This window comes from Streptomyces sp. NBC_00667 (assembly GCF_036226825.1).
Classification (GTDB): Bacteria; Actinomycetota; Actinomycetes; order Streptomycetales; family Streptomycetaceae; genus Streptomyces.
The window spans coordinates 2,150,840-2,171,799 of sequence record NZ_CP109022.1 but is presented as its reverse complement, the minus strand read 5'-3'; the positions used below and the strand labels follow the sequence as shown (position 1 = coordinate 2,171,799).

General features: G+C 72.3%; 18 protein-coding genes. 6 read left to right on the top strand and 12 right to left on the bottom strand.

What is annotated here, in order from left to right; translation table 11 throughout:
• Positions 1 to 15: 15 nt before the first annotated feature.
• The gene (gene efeO / locus OHA81_RS10235) at positions 16 to 1,164 is read right to left on the bottom strand and encodes an iron uptake system protein EfeO (RefSeq protein WP_329194813.1); all 1,149 of its coding nucleotides are present in this window, start codon (positions 1,162 to 1,164) and stop codon (positions 16 to 18) included.
• 230 nt (positions 1,165 to 1,394) lie between these two features.
• On the opposite strand from efeO, the gene OHA81_RS10230 reads away from it, so the two are divergent.
• Positions 1,395 to 2,054 carry a PhzF family phenazine biosynthesis protein gene (locus tag OHA81_RS10230; RefSeq protein WP_329194811.1) on the top strand — a complete coding sequence of 220 codons (660 nt, stop codon included), beginning with the start codon at positions 1,395 to 1,397 and terminating at the stop codon, positions 2,052 to 2,054.
• A gap of 55 nt (positions 2,055 to 2,109) precedes the next feature.
• On the opposite strand, the gene OHA81_RS10225 is transcribed toward OHA81_RS10230, so the two are convergent.
• Together OHA81_RS10225 and map are read right to left on the bottom strand one after the other, a co-directional pair.
• Positions 2,110 to 2,757, bottom strand: coding sequence for a biliverdin-producing heme oxygenase (locus OHA81_RS10225; RefSeq protein ID WP_329194809.1), 648 nt, complete (start codon positions 2,755 to 2,757; stop codon positions 2,110 to 2,112).
• 198 nt (positions 2,758 to 2,955) lie between these two features.
• A complete protein-coding gene (gene map, locus OHA81_RS10220; protein ID WP_329194807.1) occupies positions 2,956 to 3,813 on the bottom strand; it encodes a type I methionyl aminopeptidase in 858 nt (285 codons plus the stop codon).
• An 81-nt stretch (positions 3,814 to 3,894) separates the two neighbouring features.
• On the opposite strand from map, the gene OHA81_RS10215 reads away from it, so the two are divergent.
• Positions 3,895 to 4,152 (top strand): hypothetical protein, encoded by a 258-nt coding sequence (locus tag OHA81_RS10215; protein WP_329202150.1) that lies wholly within the window; start codon positions 3,895 to 3,897, stop codon positions 4,150 to 4,152.
• Between the two features lie 27 nt (positions 4,153 to 4,179).
• On the opposite strand, the gene OHA81_RS10210 is transcribed toward OHA81_RS10215, so the two are convergent.
• The gene (locus OHA81_RS10210; protein ID WP_329194806.1) at positions 4,180 to 4,788 is read right to left on the bottom strand and encodes a hypothetical protein; all 609 of its coding nucleotides are present in this window, start codon (positions 4,786 to 4,788) and stop codon (positions 4,180 to 4,182) included.
• Positions 4,789 to 4,887: 99 nt separating this feature from the next.
• Between OHA81_RS10210 and npdG the strand changes: the two genes are divergently transcribed.
• Entirely contained in the window at positions 4,888 to 5,592 is a 705-nt protein-coding gene (npdG, locus tag OHA81_RS10205) for an NADPH-dependent F420 reductase (protein ID WP_329194805.1), read from the top strand.
• Positions 5,593 to 5,616: 24 nt separating this feature from the next.
• Here npdG and OHA81_RS10200 read toward each other — a convergent pair whose 3' ends face one another.
• Complete coding sequence (locus tag OHA81_RS10200) at positions 5,617 to 7,674, bottom strand: TerD family protein (RefSeq protein ID WP_329194803.1); 2,058 nt, start codon at positions 7,672 to 7,674, stop codon at positions 5,617 to 5,619.
• 207 nt (positions 7,675 to 7,881) lie between these two features.
• Between OHA81_RS10200 and OHA81_RS10195 the strand changes: the two genes are divergently transcribed.
• Entirely contained in the window at positions 7,882 to 8,055 is a 174-nt protein-coding gene (locus tag OHA81_RS10195; RefSeq protein WP_329194801.1) for a hypothetical protein, read from the top strand.
• Positions 8,056 to 8,073: 18 nt separating this feature from the next.
• Here the strand turns inward: OHA81_RS10195 and OHA81_RS10190 are convergent, their stop codons facing one another.
• On the bottom strand, positions 8,074 to 8,679 hold the full coding sequence (locus OHA81_RS10190; RefSeq protein WP_329194799.1) for a DUF1707 SHOCT-like domain-containing protein: 606 nt from the start codon (positions 8,677 to 8,679) through the stop codon (positions 8,074 to 8,076).
• Between the two features lie 30 nt (positions 8,680 to 8,709).
• On the bottom strand, positions 8,710 to 9,504 hold the full coding sequence (locus OHA81_RS10185; RefSeq protein WP_329194796.1) for a site-2 protease family protein: 795 nt from the start codon (positions 9,502 to 9,504) through the stop codon (positions 8,710 to 8,712).
• A gap of 66 nt (positions 9,505 to 9,570) precedes the next feature.
• Between OHA81_RS10185 and OHA81_RS10180 the strand changes: the two genes are divergently transcribed.
• Positions 9,571 to 12,960 (top strand): BTAD domain-containing putative transcriptional regulator, encoded by a 3,390-nt coding sequence (locus OHA81_RS10180; protein WP_329194794.1) that lies wholly within the window; start codon positions 9,571 to 9,573, stop codon positions 12,958 to 12,960.
• A 63-nt stretch (positions 12,961 to 13,023) separates the two neighbouring features.
• Here the strand turns inward: OHA81_RS10180 and OHA81_RS10175 are convergent, their stop codons facing one another.
• The 3 genes from OHA81_RS10175 to panB form a co-directional block, all read right to left on the bottom strand.
• A complete protein-coding gene (locus OHA81_RS10175; RefSeq protein ID WP_329194792.1) occupies positions 13,024 to 13,878 on the bottom strand; it encodes an ABC transporter permease in 855 nt (284 codons plus the stop codon).
• Complete coding sequence (locus OHA81_RS10170; protein WP_329194790.1) at positions 13,875 to 14,900, bottom strand: ATP-binding cassette domain-containing protein; 1,026 nt, start codon at positions 14,898 to 14,900, stop codon at positions 13,875 to 13,877. Before OHA81_RS10170 ends, OHA81_RS10175 begins: the two co-directional genes overlap by 4 nt.
• Positions 14,901 to 15,125: 225 nt before the next feature.
• Positions 15,126 to 16,007: a 3-methyl-2-oxobutanoate hydroxymethyltransferase gene (panB, locus tag OHA81_RS10165; protein WP_329194788.1), complete on the bottom strand. Its 882-nt coding sequence runs from the start codon at positions 16,005 to 16,007 to the stop codon at positions 15,126 to 15,128.
• Between the two features lie 288 nt (positions 16,008 to 16,295).
• On the opposite strand from panB, the gene OHA81_RS10160 reads away from it, so the two are divergent.
• Positions 16,296 to 17,327: an endonuclease/exonuclease/phosphatase family protein gene (locus tag OHA81_RS10160; RefSeq protein ID WP_329194786.1), complete on the top strand. Its 1,032-nt coding sequence runs from the start codon at positions 16,296 to 16,298 to the stop codon at positions 17,325 to 17,327.
• A 108-nt stretch (positions 17,328 to 17,435) separates the two neighbouring features.
• Here the strand turns inward: OHA81_RS10160 and OHA81_RS10155 are convergent, their stop codons facing one another.
• Together OHA81_RS10155 and OHA81_RS10150 are read right to left on the bottom strand one after the other, a co-directional pair.
• Entirely contained in the window at positions 17,436 to 19,190 is a 1,755-nt protein-coding gene (locus OHA81_RS10155; protein ID WP_329194784.1) for an NAD+ synthase, read from the bottom strand.
• A gap of 94 nt (positions 19,191 to 19,284) precedes the next feature.
• Complete coding sequence (locus OHA81_RS10150) at positions 19,285 to 20,688, bottom strand: DUF4190 domain-containing protein (RefSeq protein ID WP_329194782.1); 1,404 nt, start codon at positions 20,686 to 20,688, stop codon at positions 19,285 to 19,287.
• Positions 20,689 to 20,960 lie beyond the last annotated feature (272 nt).

Genomic DNA, 20,960 nt, shown 5'->3' with positions numbered 1-20,960 from the left:
CGCTGTTCCCGACCGTTACTTCGTGACCGCTGCGGCCAGCTTGGAGAGCGGCTCGGCCAGCGCGTTCACGGCGTCCGAGAGCTCCTTGCGCTCCGGGTCGCCGACCTTGTCGTAGGAGGTGAAGTCGTAACCGTTCTTGTCCGCGCGGTGCTTGTCGAGCAGCGCGTCCAGCGCGGCGAACTGGGTGTCGAGCGTCTTGGCGAGCTCCGGGTCGTTCTTCGCGGCGACCGGCTTGAGCAGCTCGTACGCCTTCTGCGCACCCTCGACGTTCGCCTTGAAGTCCACCAGGTCGGTGTGGCTGTAGCGCTCTTCCTCACCCGTCACCTTGCCGGTGGCGACCTCGTCGAGGAGCTCCTTGGCGCCGTTGGCCATCGAGGTGGGGGTGATCTCCGCCGTGCCGATCTTCTTCTGCCAGTCGGTCACGTCGGTCATCAGGGTGTCGGCGAGCTTCTTCTCGTCGTCGCCGATCTTGTTGTCGGCCCACAGCGCCTTCTCCAGGCGGTGCCAGCCGGTCCAGTCCTTCGCCGGGTCCTGGCCCGCCTCCAGGCCGTCCTCGCGGACGTCGACCTTCGGGTCGATGTCGCCGAAGGACTCCGCGACCGGCTCGGTGCGCTCCCAGCCGATGCGGGAGACGGCGTAGGCCTTCTTCGCGGCCTCGACGTCACCGGCCTTCACCGCGTCCACGAAGGCATTGGTGGTGGGCAGGGACTCGTCGGCCTGCGCCTGCACGTACTTGCGGTAGTCGGCGACCGCGGCGTCCAGCTCGGGGCTGCGTTTGGCCGCGGTGCCGCCGGTGGCCTTGACCTTCTGGCGGATGCCGTCGCCCTTCATGCCGGGCTTGCAGGCGATCTCGTAGTCGCCCGCCTTGATCTCGGCGGTGATGGTGGCCTTGGTGCCGGGGCCGATGTTCTCGCGCTCGGCGACGATGCGGTCGTCCGGGAAGAGGACGTAGACCTCGGTGACCTTGGAGCCCTTGTTGTCGACCTCGATGGTGACCTTGCCCGCGGGGAACTCCGTCTTGGAGACGCCGCAGGCGCTGTCGGAGGCGGCCACCTGGAGCGTGCCCTCGCCACCCGCCGCGCTCTTCTCGGCGCAGCCGGTCACGGCGGTGAGCGCGGCCACTGCGGCAGCCGCGGTGACGACGGTGAAGCGGGCGGGGCGCATAGGGGCTCCTGGCGGGTCTGGCGTTCGGCAGACGGCCGCCCCGTCGGATGGGGGGCGGCCGGGTGAGGCGGACCTAACTTAACCGAGGCTTACCTGACCCCGCGCCGCGCGTCCAGTGATTCGGCGCACACCGCCCCCCGCCGGACACGGGGCCGTCACGGAGCCCTCACGGGCGAGCCACGGGAAGGTCAAGCGGAGGCAAAGGAGGGAGCCCGTGCTTGAATGCCGGGGTGAATGATCTCGACGTGCTCGCCGTCTTCTGCGCGGGCGACGGCCGTCACGGCAACCTGCTCGGAGTCGTGCGCGACGGCCGCAGCTGCCCCGACGACGCCTCCCGGCAGGCCCTTGCGGCGGAGCTCGGATACAGCGAGACGGTCTTCGTCGACGACCCCGAACGCGGGGTCGTGGACATCCGCACGCCCGGCACCCGGATGGCCTTCGCGGGCCACCCGCTGGTCGGGGTCGCCTGGCTGCTCGACATCGAGGAACTCCAGCCGCCGGCCGGCTCCGTGTGGGCCCGCGACGACGGGGAGTTCACCTGGATCACCGCCCGCCCCGAATGGGTCGAGGGCAAGCGCACCGAGCAGTACGCGAGCGCCGCGGAGGTGGAGGCGCTGCCCTCCCCGCCGCCGGGGGAGGGCTGGCTGTACGCCTGGGCCTGGGAGGACGAGGCCGCCGGACGGATCCGGGCCCGCGGCTTCCCCCGCCGCCCGGACGGGGCGATCACCGAGGACGAGGCCACCGGCTCGGCGGCGGTCCTGCTGACGGCCGAGCTGAACCGGGCACTGAACATCACCCAGGGCGCGGGCTCCCAGATCCTCACCGCCCCCGGCCCGGACGGAACGGTCGAACTGGGCGGCCGCGTCCGCTTCGCGCCCCGGGAGCCGTGAGTGCGTCTCCCGCGGCTCACGCGTCTCCCGCGGCTCACGCGTGTCGCGCGGCCGGCTACGCGCTGAGGGGGAACTGCTCGCCCAGCTCGCGGAACACCGCGCCGTTGAGCTCGAAAGCGAGCTTGCACTCGTCGATGATGCGCTGCTTCTCCAGGTCGTCGGCGGCGATCGCGTCGAGCAGCTCCCGGTAGCCCCGCTTGAACGCCGCCGGGTTGGCGATGTCCGCGAAGACGTAGAACCGCACCCCGTCGCCCCGGCGCTCGAAGCCCCAGGTCCGCTCCGCCCTGTCCCGGATGATCTGGCCGCCCGAGAGGTCGCCCAGGTAGCGGGTGTAGTGGTGGGCGACGTACCCGCCGGGCCAGGTCGCCGCGCACCGGGCCACCCGGTCCGCGTACGCCCGCGTCGCGGGCAGGGCGGTGACGGTCTCGCGCCACCCCGGGCCGCGCAGGTGCGCCAGATCCCGCTCGATCTGCGCGACGCGCATCAGCTCCGGCCGGATGAACGGCCCCGCGACCGGATCGCCCTCGAGCGCCTCGGCCGCGTCCTCCAGCGCCCGGTACACGAACCACAGCTGCTCGGTGTAGCGGGCGTACGCGGCCACGCCGAGCCGGCCGCCCAGCAGGTCGCTCATGAACGTCGAGGTCTCGGCCTCGGTGTGCTGCTCGTGCGAGGCGACACGGATGGCCGTGGAGAAGGCGTCCAAGGCGGACCTCCGAGGGTTCGCGTAGGAGGAGCGGGCGTCACGAGGACGGGCGTCGGCGGGCGCGGGCACGGCGGCCCCGCCGCCCCGCCCGGTCTCCCCACCAGTCTTCCCGACGCCGTGTCGGCAAAAACCTCGTCCGCCGCCCGCTGCCGCCCGCTGCCGCTCATGCCGCCGCGCCGCCTGCTGCCGCCCGCTCCGCTACGGCAGGGTCAGGATCTCCGCCCCGGAGTCGGTCACGACCAGCGTGTGCTCGAACTGCGCGGTGCGCTTGCGGTCCTTGGTGACGACCGTCCAGCCGTCGGCCCACATGTCGTACTCGTGCGTGCCCAGCGTCAGCATCGGCTCGATGGTGAAGGTCATGCCGGGCTCGATGACGGTGGTCGCGTGCGGGCTGTCGTAGTGCGGGATGATCAGGCCCGAGTGGAACGACGTGTTGATGCCGTGCCCCGTGAAGTCCCGGACCACGCCGTAGCCGAAACGCTTCGCGTACGACTCGATGACCCGGCCGATGACGTTGATCTGGCGGCCCGGCTTGACCGCCTTGATGGCCCGGTTCAGGGACTCGCGGGTGCGCTCCACCAGCAGGCGCGACTCCTCGTCCACCTCGCCGCACAGGTAGGTGGCGTTGTTGTCGCCGTGGACGCCGCCGATGTACGCGGTCACGTCGAGGTTCACGATGTCGCCGTCCCGCAGGACGGTCGAGTCGGGGATCCCGTGACAGATGACCTCGTTGACCGAGGCGCACAGGGACTTCGGGAAGCCGCGGTAGCCGAGCGTCGAGGGGTAGGCACCGTGGTCGCACATGAACTCGTGCGCGACCCGGTCCAGCTCGTCGGTGGTCACGCCCGGCGCGATGTGCTTGGCGGCCTCTTCCATCGCCCGGGCGGCGATCCGGCCGGCGGTGCGCATCGCCTCGATGGTCTCGGGCGTCTGCACCTCCGGTCCGGTGTAGGGCGTGGGCCCGGGTTTGCCCACGTACTCGGGCCGGCGGATGTTGCCGGGAACGGAACGGGCGGGGGAGAGCTCGCCGGGTACGAGCAGCGACTGGCCAGACATGCAAGCGAGTGTATCCAGCGGGGATGGGGCAGCATGGCGACAGAGAGCGGCGGGAGCCGCAACGAGAGGAGCCGGCGGACGATGGCCCTGTTCAAGAAGCGCCAGACGGGCAAACCGGGCGAGTGGTACTACTGCCTGGTCCACCACAAGGTCGAGGAAGGCCCCGAGTGCCCGGCCAAGGACCGGTTCGGCCCGTACTCCAGCCCCGAGGAGGCGGCCCACGCCATGGAGACCGCCGAGGAGCGGAACCTGGAGTGGCAGAACGACCCCAAGTGGAACGACAAGACCGGCGACGGCGGCGGACCGGACGGACCGGACGGGAGCGCGCCCTCTCCCTAGGCCCGGACCGGCGCCCCGCCGCGCGGCCTACCAGCGGCTGGGTGGCGGCGCGGTGAGCTGGTCGGCCAGCCGCGCCAGCCGGTCCCGCAGCCGGCGCGGCCCGCCGCGCGGCCCGGGCAGGTGGTTCTCCCCGGCCGCCGCGCTCACCAGGTGCTGCACGGTGTCCAGGTCCAGCTCGGCGGTGGCGTCCGGCACCGACAGCGCCTCGTGGGCCAGCGTGCCCAGGTCGGGGTCCCCGCCGTCCAGGGACAGTACGGTCGCCCCGGCCCGGCGGGCGTCGTGGACGCGCTCCAGCAGACCCCCGCCCGGCTGTTCCGGGGCGACCACCAGCAGGGTGTGCCCGCGCCGGGCCGCCTCCAGCCGGCTCAGCCCCACCGACAGGTGCGGCGGTTCACCCGGCCGCACCAGGTGGCGTACGAGGGTCGGCGCCAGCTGGGGCAGTCCCGACCAGGCGGCCTCGTCCACCAGGTGGGCGGCCAGGTGCCAGGGCTCGTACCGCTCGGTGCCCACCAGCAGCAGGTTCCCTCCGGCCGGTACGACCGAGCGGCGAAGCGCACCGGCGAACCGGCGCGCGGCGCCGGGCCACTGCGTACCGGCGAGCACCTCGCGCAGCAGCGCGACCCTCACGGCGTCCATGGCGGCATCCTGCCGCAGACGCGGTCGGTACGGTGGGCACTTCCCCGGGATGCCTCCCGACGGGTGGGGGGGACGGTACTCGGCAGTACCTTTGCCCCCATGACTACCTCAGACAGCACGCAGAAGCCGCCGGCCAAGGACCCCTGGGACCTGCCGGACGTCTCGGGCCTCGTCGTCGGCGTCCTCGGCGGCACCGGTGACCAGGGCCGCGGCCTGGCCTACCGCTTCGCCCGGGCCGGCCAGAAGGTGATCATCGGCTCCCGCGCCGCCGACCGCGCGCGGGCCGCCGCCGGGGAACTGGGCCTGGGCGTGGAGGGCGCGGACAACGCCGAGTGCGCGCGGCGCAGCGACATCGTGATCATCGCGGTGCCGTGGGAAGGCCACGCGAAGACCCTCGAAGCGCTGCGCGAGGACCTCGCGGGCAAGCTGGTGGTGGACTGCGTCAACCCGCTCGGCTTCGACAAGCAGGGCGCGTACGCCCTCCAGGTCCCCGAGGGCAGCGCCGCCCAGCAGGCCGCGGCCCTGCTCCCCGACTCCCGGGTCACGGCGGCCTTCCACCACCTCTCGGCGGTGCTGCTCCAGGACGAGTCGGTCGAGGAGATCGACACCGACGTGATGGTCCTCGGCGAATCCCGCGCCGACACCGACGTGGTCCAGGCCCTCACGGCCCGCGTCCCGGGCATGCGCGGCGTCTTCGCGGGCCGCCTGCGCAACGCCCACCAGGTCGAAGCCCTGGTCGCCAACCTCATCTCCACGAACCGCCGCTACAAGTCCCACGCGGCCCTGCGCATCACGGACGTCTGACCCCGGACCCACCCTGCCCGGCGGTCAGCCGCGTCGCGCGGAACGCCCGTCCAGCACGCCCAGCTGTGCGATGACGCCGTGATAGAAGCGGTCCACGGCGTCATCCACGCTGCGGATGAAGCCCGAATCCGTGTTGCCCCGGGAACTCCCCATTCCCTTGACCAGGGACAGCCGGAACCCGGTGGCCGGCGCCCCGCCCTTGGGCAGTAGATTGCCCGGTTCGGGACGCAGCCGTTCCAGCGTGCCGCGCGGGCCGTTCCCACCCTCCATCAGTGTCTCCACGTGAAGATCGGCCGGTGCCTCGGCCAGCGTCCGCAGCAGCTTCTTCGCCATGGCCAGGGGGTACGAACCCGCAGGCGCGGGGATTTCCACTGACGTGCGGATCCTGGCCGTCCGCAGGTCGGCGGTGACCGCGACGACACTGTTCGTCCCGTCGATCCGGAATTCCGCCGTCAGTCGCCCGTCCGCGCAGAGCCTCTCGGCCGCGGCGAGCCGCCGTTCCTTCGGGTCGCTACCGCGCCGGGCCCGCTGCACCGGCAGCGCCTTCTGGCCCAGTTCACCACCGAGGCGCAGGCACGTCTGGCGGATGAGCCGCTCCCAGCTCTCCACGACGTCCACCGCCCGGCTGTCATCGACGCAGAGCGTCTCGTCCTCGATGCCGTTACGAACGGCCACCCAGGAGGGGCCCATGTTCTGGAAGCCGTGGCAGCCGGAGTTCTCGTGCTGGAGGTACTGCAAGAACTCCTGGACGAGCCACGCATGTGCTGCGTTCCCCACGCCCTCGTGCCGGATCAGCATCTGGGCCTGGTGGGCCACCTCGGCCCAGGAAAGGTGCCAGAGACCGACCTTGTGCTTCCGTCGTCCGTCGATCTTGATGTCGACGACGTCCGAGCCTTCGAGGGCCACGTCGTTGGAGAGGGTGATCACGGCCTCGTAGCCGCGCCGAGCCGCGATGTCCACGTACTGCTGCACCTGCTCGGGCTTGAGCGGGTTCCCGTTGGTCTTCGTCTCCACCAGGGCCGTCCACAGCTTCCCGGCACGTTCCACCCGGATCACACCGTCCGGCCGGCGCGGGGTGTCGCCGTGGGGGAGGGACACCTCGGTGAAGGTCTGCATGCGGCCCGTCGGGGCGCCGAACGCGGCCGTGAGCCGACGCCCCAGTTCGGGCACCTGGGCCATGACGGACAGCAGCACGGAGGTGGCGCGGACCTCCCGTTCACGGTCGCTCTTGAGCGAGGGGACCGGAAACAGACGCGCCATCTGCCAAGCGTCGCTCTCGGCGAGCGACTTCTGGTCCTTGGGGAGCGTGACCTTCTTCTTGGTGGTCCGGGGCCCCTTGGAACGCTGCGCGGGGATGCTCGCGGCTTCGGCCCCGGCGCCTTCCGGGGCCGCCGAACCAACCGGTGCTTGCGGCGCTTCCGCTTCCTTGCTCGTCAAGGGGCCGGGCGCTTTCGCTCCGTCGGCGTCCTCGGGTCCCTCGATGGCCGTGGTGCCTTCGGCGTGTTCGGTGGCTCCGGTCTGTTCGGGCTCCTCGCTGTCGTCGAGCACCACGATGCCGAAGTCGGTGGCGAGACCGGCCAGACCGGTTTCGTACCCCTGGCCCACGGCCCGGAACTTCCATTCGTCGCCTCGCCGGTACAGCTCACCGAAGATGAACGCCGTCTCGGGGCCCGCGTCGTCGATGGAGAATCCGACCAGCGCCTCCCCGGACCGGTCCGCGACCGTCATCCGCAGATCGTCGAGGTCCCCGAAGCGCGCGCCGCCGTACTGGCTGGCCGCAACGACGATCCGTGTGACGTCCTCCGGCACCGCCGTCAGATCCAGGCTGATGCGGTCCTCGTCACCGCTCTCGGTCGGAGCCTTGCCGAGCAGCCGCACGCTGCCGTCGGCGGCGGCCGGGTGGTTGTAGAAGTAGAAGTCGTTCTCGCTGCGGATCTTGCCACTCGCGTCCAGCAGCAGAACGGAGACGTCAGCGTCTCCGGCTCCCGATGCACTCGTCCAGCCAAGGCTCACGACAACCGCTCCGGCGTCCTCGCTGAGAGCGGTCAGACTGACGTTCGCGCCCTTGGAGATCTCCTGCATGTGTCCCCCCGTTCGCCGGCTTCGCCCCTGTGGACACAGCCCCCGGCGAACCGTAACGGGGTGCCGGGCGAAAGAGCGGCTGAAGAGGAAAATGCGATGATATGCACCCGGCGGTCAGCGGTGGGACGGGTGAGGGCGGCGGGTGGGTGGGGATGGGGGACACTGGAGGGGCTCGACCCCTTCTGTGCCGCCGAGGAGCTCTGCCGCATGCCCCGCCTTGCCGTGTTCGCCGTTGTCGTCTGCCTCATGTCCGTGGCCGCGGCCGTGGTCGCCTTCGTGGAGGGCAGCTTCCTCGGGATCGTCTGGGTCCTGCTGGCCGGTCTGACCTCCAACATGGCCTGGTACTACGTCCGCAAGGCCAAGGCGGAGAAGCAGGCCTGACCGGCCGCCGGACGCCCGCTAGCCCTTGCGGCGGGGCTGCTTGATCTTGATGCGGCCGGTCCGTGGGTGCCCGACGACCGTGAGCACCGGGGCGGCCGGGTCCGCGGGCGCCGAGACCTGGTTGGCGATGTGCGCCGTATTGGTGCTCGACCCGTCGATGCGCACCGCCCAGCCCTGCGGGACGACCAGCTGGATGCTGCCCGATCCGCACCGCGCCTCGACGGTGACCTCACCGTGCAGGCAGATCGCCTCGGTGAAGTCGATCACGATGCTCAGCATCTTGCACTCGGCGACGATCCTGCGCGGGACCGTCCACCGGCCGTGCTGCTTGATGCTGCTCATACCGGTCTTGAGGACGAGCGTGTCCGCTTCGGTCCCGGGACGTACCCCCGAACCCCGCCCCTGCGGCAAGTCGGCCACCAGCACGTCCAGTTCGCCGTAGGTCTTCGCGGCGTACGCGCGATCGAGCCGCTCCTCCAACTCGGCGAGGCCGAGCCGGCCCTCACCGGCGGCGACCCGCAGCTGCTCGGCCACCGCTTCCCGGTCCACGTCCGCTGCCCGGAGCTCCACCGTGTCCCGCACCGACGGCTCCGGCGACTCCTGCTCCCCATTGATCATGGTCATGGACTGTAATCGCAGTGAAGCGGCCCGGCGCTACGGGAGCGTGCAGTAGCCGTCGGTCTCCTGCCAGAAGCGGTAGAGGTTGTGGCCGCAGTACGTCTCCAGGTCGGACACGCCCAGCGCGCCGAGGACATCGGTGACCCGGTCGAAGAAGAACACGTTCACCTCGGGGATCCACAGCAGCGCGAACACGCCGATCAGGGCGAAAGGTGCGAGCGGCGCCACCTCGCGGCGCACCCGCTGGGACAGCCAGGGCTCGATGACCCCGTAGCCGTCCAGCCCCGGGACCGGCAGGAAGTTCAAGATCGCCGCCGAGACCTGGAGCAGCGCGAGGAAGGCCAGGGCGAAGCGGAAGACGAGGGGCACGCCGTCGAGGGCGTGCAGCCAGAACGGCGCCGTGCACACGGCCGCGAACAGCACGTTGGTCAGCGGGCCCGCCGCCGAGACGAGGCTGTGCTTCCAACGGCCGCGGATCCTGTCCCGCTCGATGTACACGGCGCCGCCGGGCAGGCCCAGACCGCCCAGGATCACGAACACCACCGGCAGCACGATGCTGAGGAGCGCGTGCGTGTACTTGAGCGGATTCAGCGTCAGGTAGCCCTTGGCCCCCACCGAGATGTCACCGCCGTGCAGGGCGGTACGGGCGTGCGCGTACTCGTGCAGGCACAGGGAGACCACCCACGCGGACGTCACGAAGAGGAACACGGCGAGCCCGGGGCTCGTCGCGTAGCCGGTCCACACGGCCCAGCCGGTGACCGCCATGACGGCGACGATGCCCAGAAACACGGAACTGACCCGCCGCTCGGAGCGGCTCCCCTGGTGACTCATGCGGCGAAACCTATCCCGGCCGGTAAATCGGTCGGGCCCGGGGGCCCGGGCAGCGACAATGGGCCGGTGCGTTACGCGATTCTCGGCACCGCCCAGGCCACTCGCGACGACGGGACCCCCGTCGCCGTCGGCGGAGCGCGCCTGCGGGCCCTGCTGACCGCGCTGGCGCTGCGGCCCGGCCGCACGGTGCCGGCGGACCTGCTGGTCGACCAGGTCTGGGACGGGGACCCGCCCGCCGACGGCATCGCCGCGCTCCAGGCCCTCGTGGCCCGGCTGCGGCGCACTCTGGGGCACGAGGCCGTGCGCTCCGCCGGGGGCGGCTACCTGCTGGCCGCCGACCGGGACGACATCGACCTCTACCGCTTCGAGCGGCTGGCCGGCTGCGCCGCTGCGGAGCCGGACCCGGCCCGGGCCGCCGCCCTGTACGACGAGGCCCTCGCCCTGTGGCGCGGACCGGCGCTGGCCTCCCTGCCCGACCCCGCGGCCGAGTCCGCGCGCTGGGAGGCCGTACGGACGGACGCGCGCCGGGGCCGGCTGGCGGCGGCCCTCGCGCTGGGGCAGGCGGAGCGGGTCCTGCCGGAGCTGGGCGCGCTGTGCGCCGAGCAGCCGCTGGACGAGCCGTCGCAGGCGCTGCGGATCCGCGCCCTGCGCGACGCGGGCCGGCCGGCGGAGGCACTGGCCGCCTACGAGCAGGTCCGGCGGGACCTCGCAGACCGCCTGGGCGCCGACCCGGGCCCCGCCCTGCGTGCCCTGCACGCCGAACTGCTGACCCCCGCGCCGGTCCCCGTACCGACGCCGGTCCCCGTACCTGCGCCGGCCCCCGCACCGCCCGAGCCGGCGCCGGTACGGGGCAACCTGAGGGCCCGGCTCACCACCTTCGTCGGCCGCGAGGAGGACATCCGGGTCATCGGCGACGACCTCGCCCGCGCCCGCCTCGTCACGCTGCTCGGTCCCGGCGGGGCGGGCAAGACCCGGCTCTCGCAGGAGGCCGCCGAGGCCCAGGCCCCCGACGGCCTGCCCGACGGGGTGTGGCTGGTGGAGCTGGCACCCGTGGACGACCCCGAAGACGTGCCCGAGGCGGTACTCGCCGCGCTCGGAGCCCGCGAGACCAAGCTGCGCGGCGCCGCCGCCGAGGAACTGCGGGCGCTGACCGACCGCAACGGCGACGACCCCCTCGAACGGCTCGTCGACCACTGCGCACGACGGCGGCTCCTGCTGCTCCTGGACAACTGCGAACACGTCGTCAAGGCCGCCGCCGCCCTCGCCGAGGAACTCCTCGCCCGCTGCCCCGGCGTACGCATCCTGGCCACCAGCCGCGAACCCCTCGGGGTGCCGGGGGAGACGCTGCGTCCGGTGGAACCGCTGCCCGACCCGGTCGCGCTACGGCTGCTCGCCGACCGGGGGGCCGCCGCCCGCCCCGGGTTCCGGACGGAGGACGACCCGGAGGCCGCCGCCGAGATCTGCCGCCGCCTCGACGGACTGCCGCTCGCCATCGAACTCGCCGCCGCCCGGCTGCGGCTGCTGACCGCCCGGCAGATCGCCGACCGGCTGGACGACCGGTTCCGCCTGCTCACCAGTGGCTCCCGAACCGTCCTGCCGCGCCAGCAGACGCTGCGCGCCGTCGTGGACTGGTCCTGGGACCTGCTCGACGCCCCCGAACGGGCCGTGCTGCGCAGGCTGTCGGTCTTCGCGGGCGGCTGCGACCTGGCCGCCGCCGAAGCCGTCTGCGGCGGGGCCGGTGAGACCGGGGCCGGTGAGACCGGGCCCGCCGGCTCCCGGGCTGCCGCCCGGGACGGCTCCGGCGCCCGGGACGGCTCCGGCCCGCGGGACGGCGCCGACGTGCTCTTCCTGCTCGGTTCGCTCGTGGACAAGTCCCTCGTCGTCGCCGCCCCGGGCCCGGACGGCGGCATGCGCTACCGGCTGCTGGAGACCGTCGCCGAGTACGCGGCCGAGCGCCTCCACGACATGCCCGGCGACCGCGCCGCCACCGAGCGCCGCCACCTCACCCACTACCGCGAACTCGCCCGCACCACCGAGCCGCTGCTGCGCGGCCACGGCCAGCGCGAGGCCGGCGAGCGGCTGGCGGTCGAGTACGAGAACATCCGTACCGCCCTGCGCCGCGCCGTCGCCACCAAGGACGTGGGCGAAGTGCTCTGCCTCGTGCACTCCCTGGGCTGGTACTGGCACATGCACGACCTGCGCGCCGAGAGCCGCCACTGGTCCGCCCTCGCCGCCGCCCTCGGCCCCGACCCCTTCGCCCCGCCCCTCGTCCCCGCCGAGCCCGTCCTGGAACTGATCGTCGACTCCCCGCCGCCGTACACGGGCGAAGTGCTCACCGAAGCCTGGCGAGGCGTGCAGATGATGTGCATGGCCTCCCGCGACCAGACCAGCACCGACTGGAGCAGTCCCGAGATACGGACGCAGGTCGAGGCGATCGTGCAGGTCTACCAGCCCGGTCTCCCGCAGACCTGCCGGTTCCCCGGCACCTTCTGGATCTTCGCCGTCATGATCAACGGGGACGTGGGCCTGCTCCGGCGCATCCTCGACGCGACCGTCGACACCTCACGCGAACTCGGCTACCGCTGGGCGTACGCCAACGCCCTCCAGCTGCGCGCCAACGTCCTCGCCAACCATGCCGACTGGAGCGGCGACGCCGCCCGCGACGCGGAGGAGAGCCTGGCCGTCTTCCGGGAGCTCGGCGACGCCTGGGGCTGCGCCGAAGCCCTGTCGGCCCGCGCGGAATCCCTGGAGAAGCGCGGTGAATTCGCCCTGGCGGCAGCCGACTTCCGGGCCGCCGTCGACTACGCCGAACGCCTCGGCGCCCAGGCGCAGGTCACCGTCCTGCGGGTGCGGCGGGCCGGGAGCCTCATCGAGAACGATCAGGTGGAGGAGGCCGAGGCGATCCTCGACGAGCTCATCGGGATCGTCCAGCAGTTCAACAACGAGGCCATGCCGGCCGCCCGGATGTTCCTCGCCGGCGTGTACGGCCGCACCGGCCGCATCCCCCAGGCCCGCGAGCTGCTCCTCTCGCTGCGCGAGGAGTTCGCCTCCGGCGCTTACGCGATCTTCGACTGCTTCCTGCTGGCGATGCTGGCCTGGCTCGACAACCAGGAGGGCAGGTACCGCGAGGCACTCGCGTTGAACCGGCAGGCCATGGCCGCCGCCCAGGACCCGCTCGCCACGATGGTCGCGCCGCAGATGCCAGCTGTCTTCATGATCACGGCGGCCGTCTCCCTCGTCGGACTGGGCGGCCGCGAGCGCGCCTACGACGCGGCCCGGCTGGTCGGGGCCTACCGGGCCCTGCTGCCGCCCGGGCACGTCCCGGTCTCCACCGAACGCGCCGACGCCGCCCGCGCCGAGGAAGGGGCGCGTGCGGTACTGGGCGACGCCGTCTTCGAGGCGGCTCGCGCCGAAGGCGGCGGCCTCACCCTGGAGGAGGCCACCGCCCTCTTCTGATCCGCCCCCCGTACGGGGCAGGTCCGTCCCGGGACGCGATCCGAAACGGACCGGCCCCCCGGATCAGGTCTTCTGGCGGAACTTGCGCACCGCGAGCGGCATGGTGACGAGCGTGATGGCCACGGACCAGGCCAGGGTCACCCAGACCGGGTGGGCGACCGCGCCGCCGTTGATCAGGCCGCGCGCCGCGTCGGCCAGGTTGGAGAGCGGGTTGTAGTCGGTGAAGGTCTGCAGCCAGCCCGGCATGGTCGACGGCGGGGCGAAGATCGAGCTGCCGAACTGGAGCGGCATCAGGACCAGCATGGCCATGCCCTGGACGGCCTGCGCGGTCTTCATGGTCAGACCGAGCAGGATGAAGATCCACATCAGAGAGGCGCCGAACACGGCGGACAGCCCGATGGACAGGAACAGGTCCAGTACGGAGGTCTTGATCGACAGGCCCAGCATGAAGCCGACGGCGAGCAGGATCGCGATGGCGACCATCATGCGGCCGAGTTCGACCACGATCTTGGCTATCAGCACGGAGGACCGGGCGATGGGCATGGACCGGAAGCGGTCCATCACGCCCTTCTTGAAGTCGTCGTTGACCCCCGTACCGACGCCCATGGCGATGTTCATGCCCATCATGGCCATCAGGCCCGGGACGACGTAGTTGACGTACGCCTCCTGCTGGCCCTTGCCGGAGATCGCGCCGCCGAAGACGAACACGAACAGCAGGGTGAAGATGATCGGCATGAACACGACGTCGAACATCGACTCGGGATCCTGCTTGATCTGCAGGGTGTTGCGGCGCACCAGGGCGCCGATGTGCCGCAGGTTGCCCCGCAGGCCGATCCGGCCCTCGCCGGCCGGTCCGGCGGCCGTGGCCGCCGGGGCGGCCGCGGGGGTACTGGGCTTGGACGTGGTGACGGTGCTCATGCCGCGACCTCCTCGGTCTGCTGGGCGGAGTCCTCGGAAGAGGGCTTCTGGCCGGTGATGGAAAGGAACACCTCGTCGAGGCTGGGGAGGTAGGTGCCGAGGTCGGCGATCGCGTACCCGCGGGCTGCCAGCAGGCCGACCACCGCGGTCAGCTGCTCGTCGCTGAGGATCGGCACCAGCAGCACGCCCTCGTCGGGCACGGCCTGGGAGCCGGCCACCCCGTCCAGCCCCGCCTCGGCCAACGCCCGGGCCATGCCCGGCAGCTCGGCGGAGGCGACGGGCCGGATGCGCAGGGTGCGGCCGCCGACCCGGGCCTTCAGCTCGTCGACCTTGCCCTTGGCGATGACCTTGCCCCGGTCGATGACCGTCAGCTCGTTGGCGAGCTGCTCGGCCTCCTCCATGTACTGGGTGGTCAGCAGGACGGTCGCGCCCTCCGCGACCATCCGCTGCACCTCGTCCCACACCTCGTTGCGGGTACGGGGGTCGAGGCCGGTGGTCGGCTCGTCCAAGTAGAGGACGGCCGGGCGGCCGATCATCGACGCCGCCAGGTCGAGCCGGCGCCGCATGCCGCCGGAATAGTGCATCGCGGCCTTCTTGGCGGCCTCGGTGAGCGAGAACCGCTCCAGCAGCTCGTCGGCGCGGGACCGGGCCTCCTTGCGGGGCAGGTCCAGCAGCCGGCCGATCATGTAGAGGTTCTCCCAGCCGGAGAGCTTCTCGTCGACCGAGGCGTACTGGCCGGTCAGGCCTATGGTGCGGCGCAGTTGCCGCGGCTGGCGGACCACGTCGAAGCCGGCGACCGTCGCCGTCCCGGCATCCGGGGTGATCAGGGTGGACAGGATGCGGACCAGGGTGGTCTTGCCGGCGCCGTTGGGGCCGAGGACCCCGAGGACGGTTCCCTCGCGCACGTCGAGGTCCACGCCGTCGAGGGCCTTGGTCTCGCCGTAGTGCTTGACCAGCCCCCGCACCTCTACGGCGTGCGAGCCGTTCAGGGGATTCTTGTCGTTTCGCGTCATGTCCACCATGGGACCATCGACCACTGACAAACCGCCGACAGAGGACCGACAGCGAACCGACGGGCGGCCGACGGGCCGAGACCACGCGCGTCCGGCGGCCCCTGCGGCGGCTCCCCCGGCTCCCCCTGCCGCGCCCCCGGGAGGGGCGACAGCCCGCCGGCACCGGAGCCGACGGGCTGTCAGACGGGATCGGAGGGGCCGGTGGAGCCCCCGGTGGAAGGCGGGCAGGATCCCTCAGTGGAAGGCGTGCTCCGGCTGCGGGAACGATCCGCCGGTCACGTCCTCGGCGAAGGCCTTCGCCGCGTCACCCATGGTCTGACGGAGGTTCGCGTACTGCTTGACGAACTTGGGCATCTTGCCCCCGGTCAGGCCCATCATGTCGGTCCACACCAGCACCTGCGCGTCGCACTCCGCACCCGCGCCGATGCCGACCGTCGGGATGTGCAGCGACCGGGTGACCTCCGCGGCCAGCTCGGCCGGGACCAGCTCCAGCACCACCGCGAACGCACCCGCGTCCTGCGCCGCCTTCGCGTCGCGCAGCAGCTGGTGCGCGGCCTCGTCGCCGCGGCCCTGCACCCGGTAGCCCATGGCGTTCACGGACTGCGGGGTCAGGCCCAGGTGGGACATGACCGGGATGCCGGACTGCACGATCAGCTCGGTCTGGGCCAGCGAGCGCTCGCCGCCCTCCAGCTTGACCGCTCCGACGCCCGCCTCCTTGACCAGCCGGGTCGCGCTCCGCAGCGCCTGTACGGCGCCTTCCTGGTACGAACCGAACGGCAGGTCGCCGATGACCAGGGCGCGGCGGGTGCCCCGTACGACGGCCGCCGACAGCAGGGTCATCTCGTCCATCGTCACGGGGACGGTGGTCTCGTAGCCCAGGTGGCAGTTGCCCATCGAGTCGCCGACGAGGATCACCGGGATCCCGGCCTCGTCGAACACGGACGCGGTCATCGCGTCGTACGCCGTGAGCATGGGCCACTTCTCCCCGCGCTCCTTGGCCAGGGCCAGGTCGCGGATGGTGAGGCGGCGGGTGCCCGTGCCCCCGTACAGCGTGGGGCCGGAAGCTTCGCGGGCAGGCGAAACGGCATGCGTCATTGCTGCTGCTCCTTGTGTCATCTCGAGGCGTCCTGACGACGTCCCCGGACTCATCCACCATGGTGGCACTCTCCGGGCCCGGGGAGGAAGTGGCGCGATGACCGGTCCGTCACACTCCCGGCCGCGCTACGAGCCCCACTCCAGCCGCTCCGGATCGAATGTGCGCGTTTCGTGACAACCGGAACTACGGGCGGACAGCTGTTCGTCCTCCCGGTCGTACGGCCGGAACGGACGGCACGGATGGCTGCGTCCATCGCCTAGGGTCAAGGGGCGGGGACGGAGCGCAAGCACGGCAGCGAGGGCAGTTACATGGCACAGGCGTACATGACGGAGACGGGGAACGGCGGCGGCTCGGAGCCGGGGCCCTCCGGATCCGGCCTGCGGCGCCGACTCGCCGAATGGCGCAGGGACCGGGGCATCTGGCGGCGCGGGATCGTGACGGCGGCCCTGGCCGCGCTCGTCTCGCTGGTGACGATCTTCCATGCCGAGCTGCCGAACGACGTCGGCAACCTCGGCAGCCTCACCGAGACCTTCCTGCCCTGGCTCGGGCTGGCCGTGCCGCTGCTGCTCGTCGCGGCCGTGATCCGGAAGTCGGCGACCGCGCTGATCTCGATAGCGCTGACCGCCGCCGTCTGGGTGAACCTCTTCGGCGGCCTGGTCACCGACAAGTCCGGGACCGGCGGCGACCTGACGGTCGCCACCCACAACGTGGACGCCGCCAACCCGGACCCGCGCCGCACCGCCGAGTCGGTCGCGAAGGCCGGGGCCGACGTGCTGGCCCTGACGGAGCTCAAGGCGGGCGCCGTCCCGGCCTACGAGAAGGCGCTGGAGCCCACGTACAAGTACCACGCCGTCGAGGGGACGGTCGGCGTGTGGAGCAAGTACCCGCTCACCTCCAGCCGGCCCGTCGACATCAAGATGGGCTGGACGCGGGCGATGCGCGTCACCGTGAAGACCCCGTCCGGGGACGTGGCCGCCTTCGTCGCCCACCTGCCGTCCGTCCGGGTCAAGCTGAACGCCGGGTTCACCGCGAACCAGCGCGACAACAGCGCCGACGCGCTGGGCGCCGCGCTCGCCGCGGAACCGCTCAAGCGGGTCGTGCTCCTCGGCGACCTCAACGGCACCGTCAACGACCGGTCGCTGTCCGAGATCACCTCGCAGATGCGCTCCACCCAGGGCGCGGCGGGCGACGGGTTCGGGTTCACCTGGCCGGCCCGGTTCCCGATGGCCCGCATCGACCAGATCCTGGTCCGGGGCGTCACCCCGAAGGCCTCCTGGACCCTGCCGCGCACCGGCAGCGACCACCTGCCCGTCGCGGCGCGGGTCACGCTCACGCCGTAGTCCCGCAGTCCCCTTGCGCAGGTGTTCACGTACCGGGGCCCCGGTCGCCTTTCACGGCGGCCGGGGCCCCTGGTGCACGTACGGCTCGTCCGGCGCGTGCCGCCGGCCCTACGCGTGCTCGCGCCAGCCGTTGGTGATGGGCAGGCGGCGGTCCTTGCCGAAGCCCTTCGCGGAGATCTTGGTGCCCGGCGGGTACTGGCGGCGCTTGTACTCGGCCGTGTCCACCATCCGGAGGGTCTTGGCGACCAGCTCGCGGTCGTAGCCGGCCGCGACGATCTCCTCCAGCCCCCGGTCGCGGTCCACGTAGAGCTCCAGGATCGCGTCCAGCACCGGGTAGTCCGGCAGCGAGTCCGTGTCCACCTGGCCCGGGCGCAGCTCGGCGCTCGGCGGCTTGACGATCGAGTTCTCCGGGATCGGCGGGGTCTCGCCGCGCGCGGCGGCGGCCCGGTTGCGGTACTCCGCAAGGCGGAAGATCACCGTCTTGTAGACGTCCTTGATCGGGCCGTAGGCGCCGACGGAGTCCCCGTAGAGGGTCGAGTAACCGACGGCCAGTTCCGACTTGTTGCCGGGGGCCAGCACGATGTGGCCCTCCTGGTTGGACACCGCCATCAACATGGTGCCGCGCAGCCGGGACTGCAGGTTCTCCTCGGCCAGGCCCGACAGGCCCAGCGACCCCATGTACGCGTCGAACATCGACTCGATCGGCACGGTACGGAGGTTGAGGCCGGTACGCCGGGCCAGCTCGGCCGCGTCGCCCTTGGAGTGGTCCGAGGAGTACTTCGAGGGCATCGAGATGCCGTACACGTTCTGCGCGCCGATGGCGTCGCAGGCGATGGCGGCGACGAGCGCGGAGTCGATGCCGCCGGACAGGCCGATCAGCACGGAACGGAAACCGTTCTTCTTGACGTACGCGCGCAGGCCCACGACCAGCGCGTCGTACACCTCCTCGTCGTCGTCGAGACGCTCGGCGTAGCCGCCCGCCACGACCGGCTCGTACGGCTCCACCGGCTCCTCGGACAAGATCACCCGGTCGATCCGCAGACCGTCCTCGACCACGCCCTCCGGGGCGTCCGCGCGGGCGGCGGGCAGGTCGAGGTCGACCAGCACGCAGCCCTCGGAGAACTGCGGGGCGCGCGCGATGACCTCGCCGTCGGCGCCGACGACGATCGAGTCGCCGTCGAAGACCAACTCGTCCTGGCCGCCGATCATCGCCAGGTACGCCAGCGTGCAGCCGGCTTCCTGGGCGCGCTTTTGGACCAGCTCCAGGCGCAGGTCGTCCTTGTTGCGCTCGTACGGCGAGGCGTTGATCGACACCAGCAGACCGGCCCCGGCGGAGCGGGTGGCCGGGACGCGCCCGCCCTCCTGCCACAGGTCCTCGCAGATGGCCAGCGCCACGTCGACGCCGCGGACCCGGATGACCGGCTGGGTGTCGCCCGGCACGAAGTAGCGGAACTCGTCGAAGACGCCGTAGTTGGGCAGGTGGTGCTTGGCGAAGCGCAGCACGACCTCGCCGCGGTGCAGGACGGCGGCCGCGTTCTCCGGAGAGCCGGGCGGCAGGCCGAGCCGTTGCGCGGCCCGCTCGGCGCGGTCGAGGTAGCCGACGATGACCGGCAGCTCGCCGAGGCCCTCGGCCGCCAAGCGCTGCGCGAGGTCGCGCAGCGCCTGGCGGGAGGCCTCGACGAAGGAGCCGCGCAGGGCGAGGTCCTCGACGGGGTACCCGGTCAGCATCATCTCCGGGAACGCCACCAGGTGGGCGCCCTGCTCGGCGGAGTGCCGGGTCCAGTGGACGACCGAGTCGGCGTTGGCGGCGATGTTGCCGACGTGCGAGTCGATCTGATTCAGAGCGAGGCGTAGTTGAGGCACGGGGACAGTGTAATCGTCTGACTGACGCAATGTCCTGGGGGGCGTGGTGTCGATCGGTTTCCGCATCCCGTACGGTGCCCGCGGCCGGGGCCGGTCAGCTGATCGGACCGCTGAACCGGGCGGCGGGGGCGGGGATCACCGGGGAGACCTCCGCGGTGACGTACGCGGTGCCCTCGGGGACCTCGTAGGCGGCCGTTCCGGTGGCGGTGGCGCCGGGCTGGATGGTGCCGGTGATCATCTTCGGGGTGTCGACGTCGAAGACGAGCTTGGCGCGGTGGCCCTGTGCGTCGTGGACGGAGGGAACCGCGTAGATGACGTTGACGGGCTTGTCGGAGCTGTTAGTGATCTTGATGTCGATCCGGACCGCGTTGCCGACCTCGATGTACTTGCGCTTCGTGACGTACTTCTCCGGCGTCGACAGGCTCACGCGGAGGCCGTTCGCGTAACTGACGGTGCTGCCGAAGGGGACGGCGGAGTCGAAGCCCTGGCCGTGGTCCGGGGCGGTGGGCTTCGACGGGTAGTCGGGGTAGTCGGGGTAGTCCGGATCGGCCGGGTCGTCCGGCAGGTCCCAGTCGCGGTCGAGGCGGCGGTCCGCCGCGTCCTCGGCCTTGTGGACGACGGCGACGCTGAGGTAGAAGCCGCCGACGGAGGAGACGAGGCCGAGGACGCCGAGGATCGTGCCGATCACGGCCATCGTCTTGCGGGGGGCGCCGCGGGAGGCGCTGACGATGGCGGCGATGCCTATGCCGGCGCCGGTCAGGCCGAGGAGGGCGCCGACCCAGAAGACGAACGGGATGACACCGAAGGCGATCGCGAGCAGCCCGAGCACGAGGGCGGCGATGGCCATGTTGTTGGCGGGCGCGGCGGGGTGGCCGGGATAGCCGGGGTAGCCGGGGTAACCCGGGTACCCGGGGAAGCCGGGCTGGCCGGGTCCGGCGCCGGTACCGGGGTACGGGCCCGGCCCGGGCTGGCCCGTGTACGCGCCGGGGCCGGGCTGGCCGGGGTATGCGCCGGGGCCGGGCCGGCCCGGCCAGCCGTACGGCGCGGCCCCGGGCGGTGTCGCCTGCGGCGCGGCGGGAGGCGGGGTGAGCGGCGCGAAGTGGGCGGCGCCGGGCCCGCCCTGCGGTACGGCGTCTTCGGGCGCGGGCTGCGGGGCCGTCGGTGCGGCGTCTCCGGGGGCCGGCTGGGGGGCCGGCTGCGGTTCCTTGGTCAGGGACAGCGGTGCCGCGGCCGGCTTCGGCACGTCGGGCGCGGCCTGCGGTGCGGCGTCCTCGGGGGCCGGCTGCGTTTCCTTGGTCAGGGACAGCGGCTCGGCGGGGGGTGCCGCGTCCTCGGACGGGGTTTTGTCCAGGGACAGCGGCGACGGCGCCGGGGCCGGCGCGTCCTCGGGCGCGGGCTGGGGGGCCGGTGGGGCGGCGTCCTCGGGTATGGGGTTCCCCGAAGGCCCCGTCGGCGGGTCGCTCGGGCTGCTGCTCGGCGGGTTCGGGGGCGTACTCATACCTGGGGCGTCCTTCGGAACGGGGAGCGGTGATCACCTACCCTGCCACGGCCCCCGACCCCCTCCAACCGCTTTCGGCGCCCGTCCGCACCGCCGCCCTCGTCCTGGTCGACTCCACCGCCGCCCGGCCCCCGGACGGTGCCGGGCGCGGGCCTGCACACCGGGCGCCGCCCGTGTGCAACGGCCGCGCCGTGTGGGCCGCCGAGGCCCTCGGGGCCCGGACCACGCACCTGGTCGTGCGAGGACCACCCGCGCCAGGTGGCGCGGGCGGT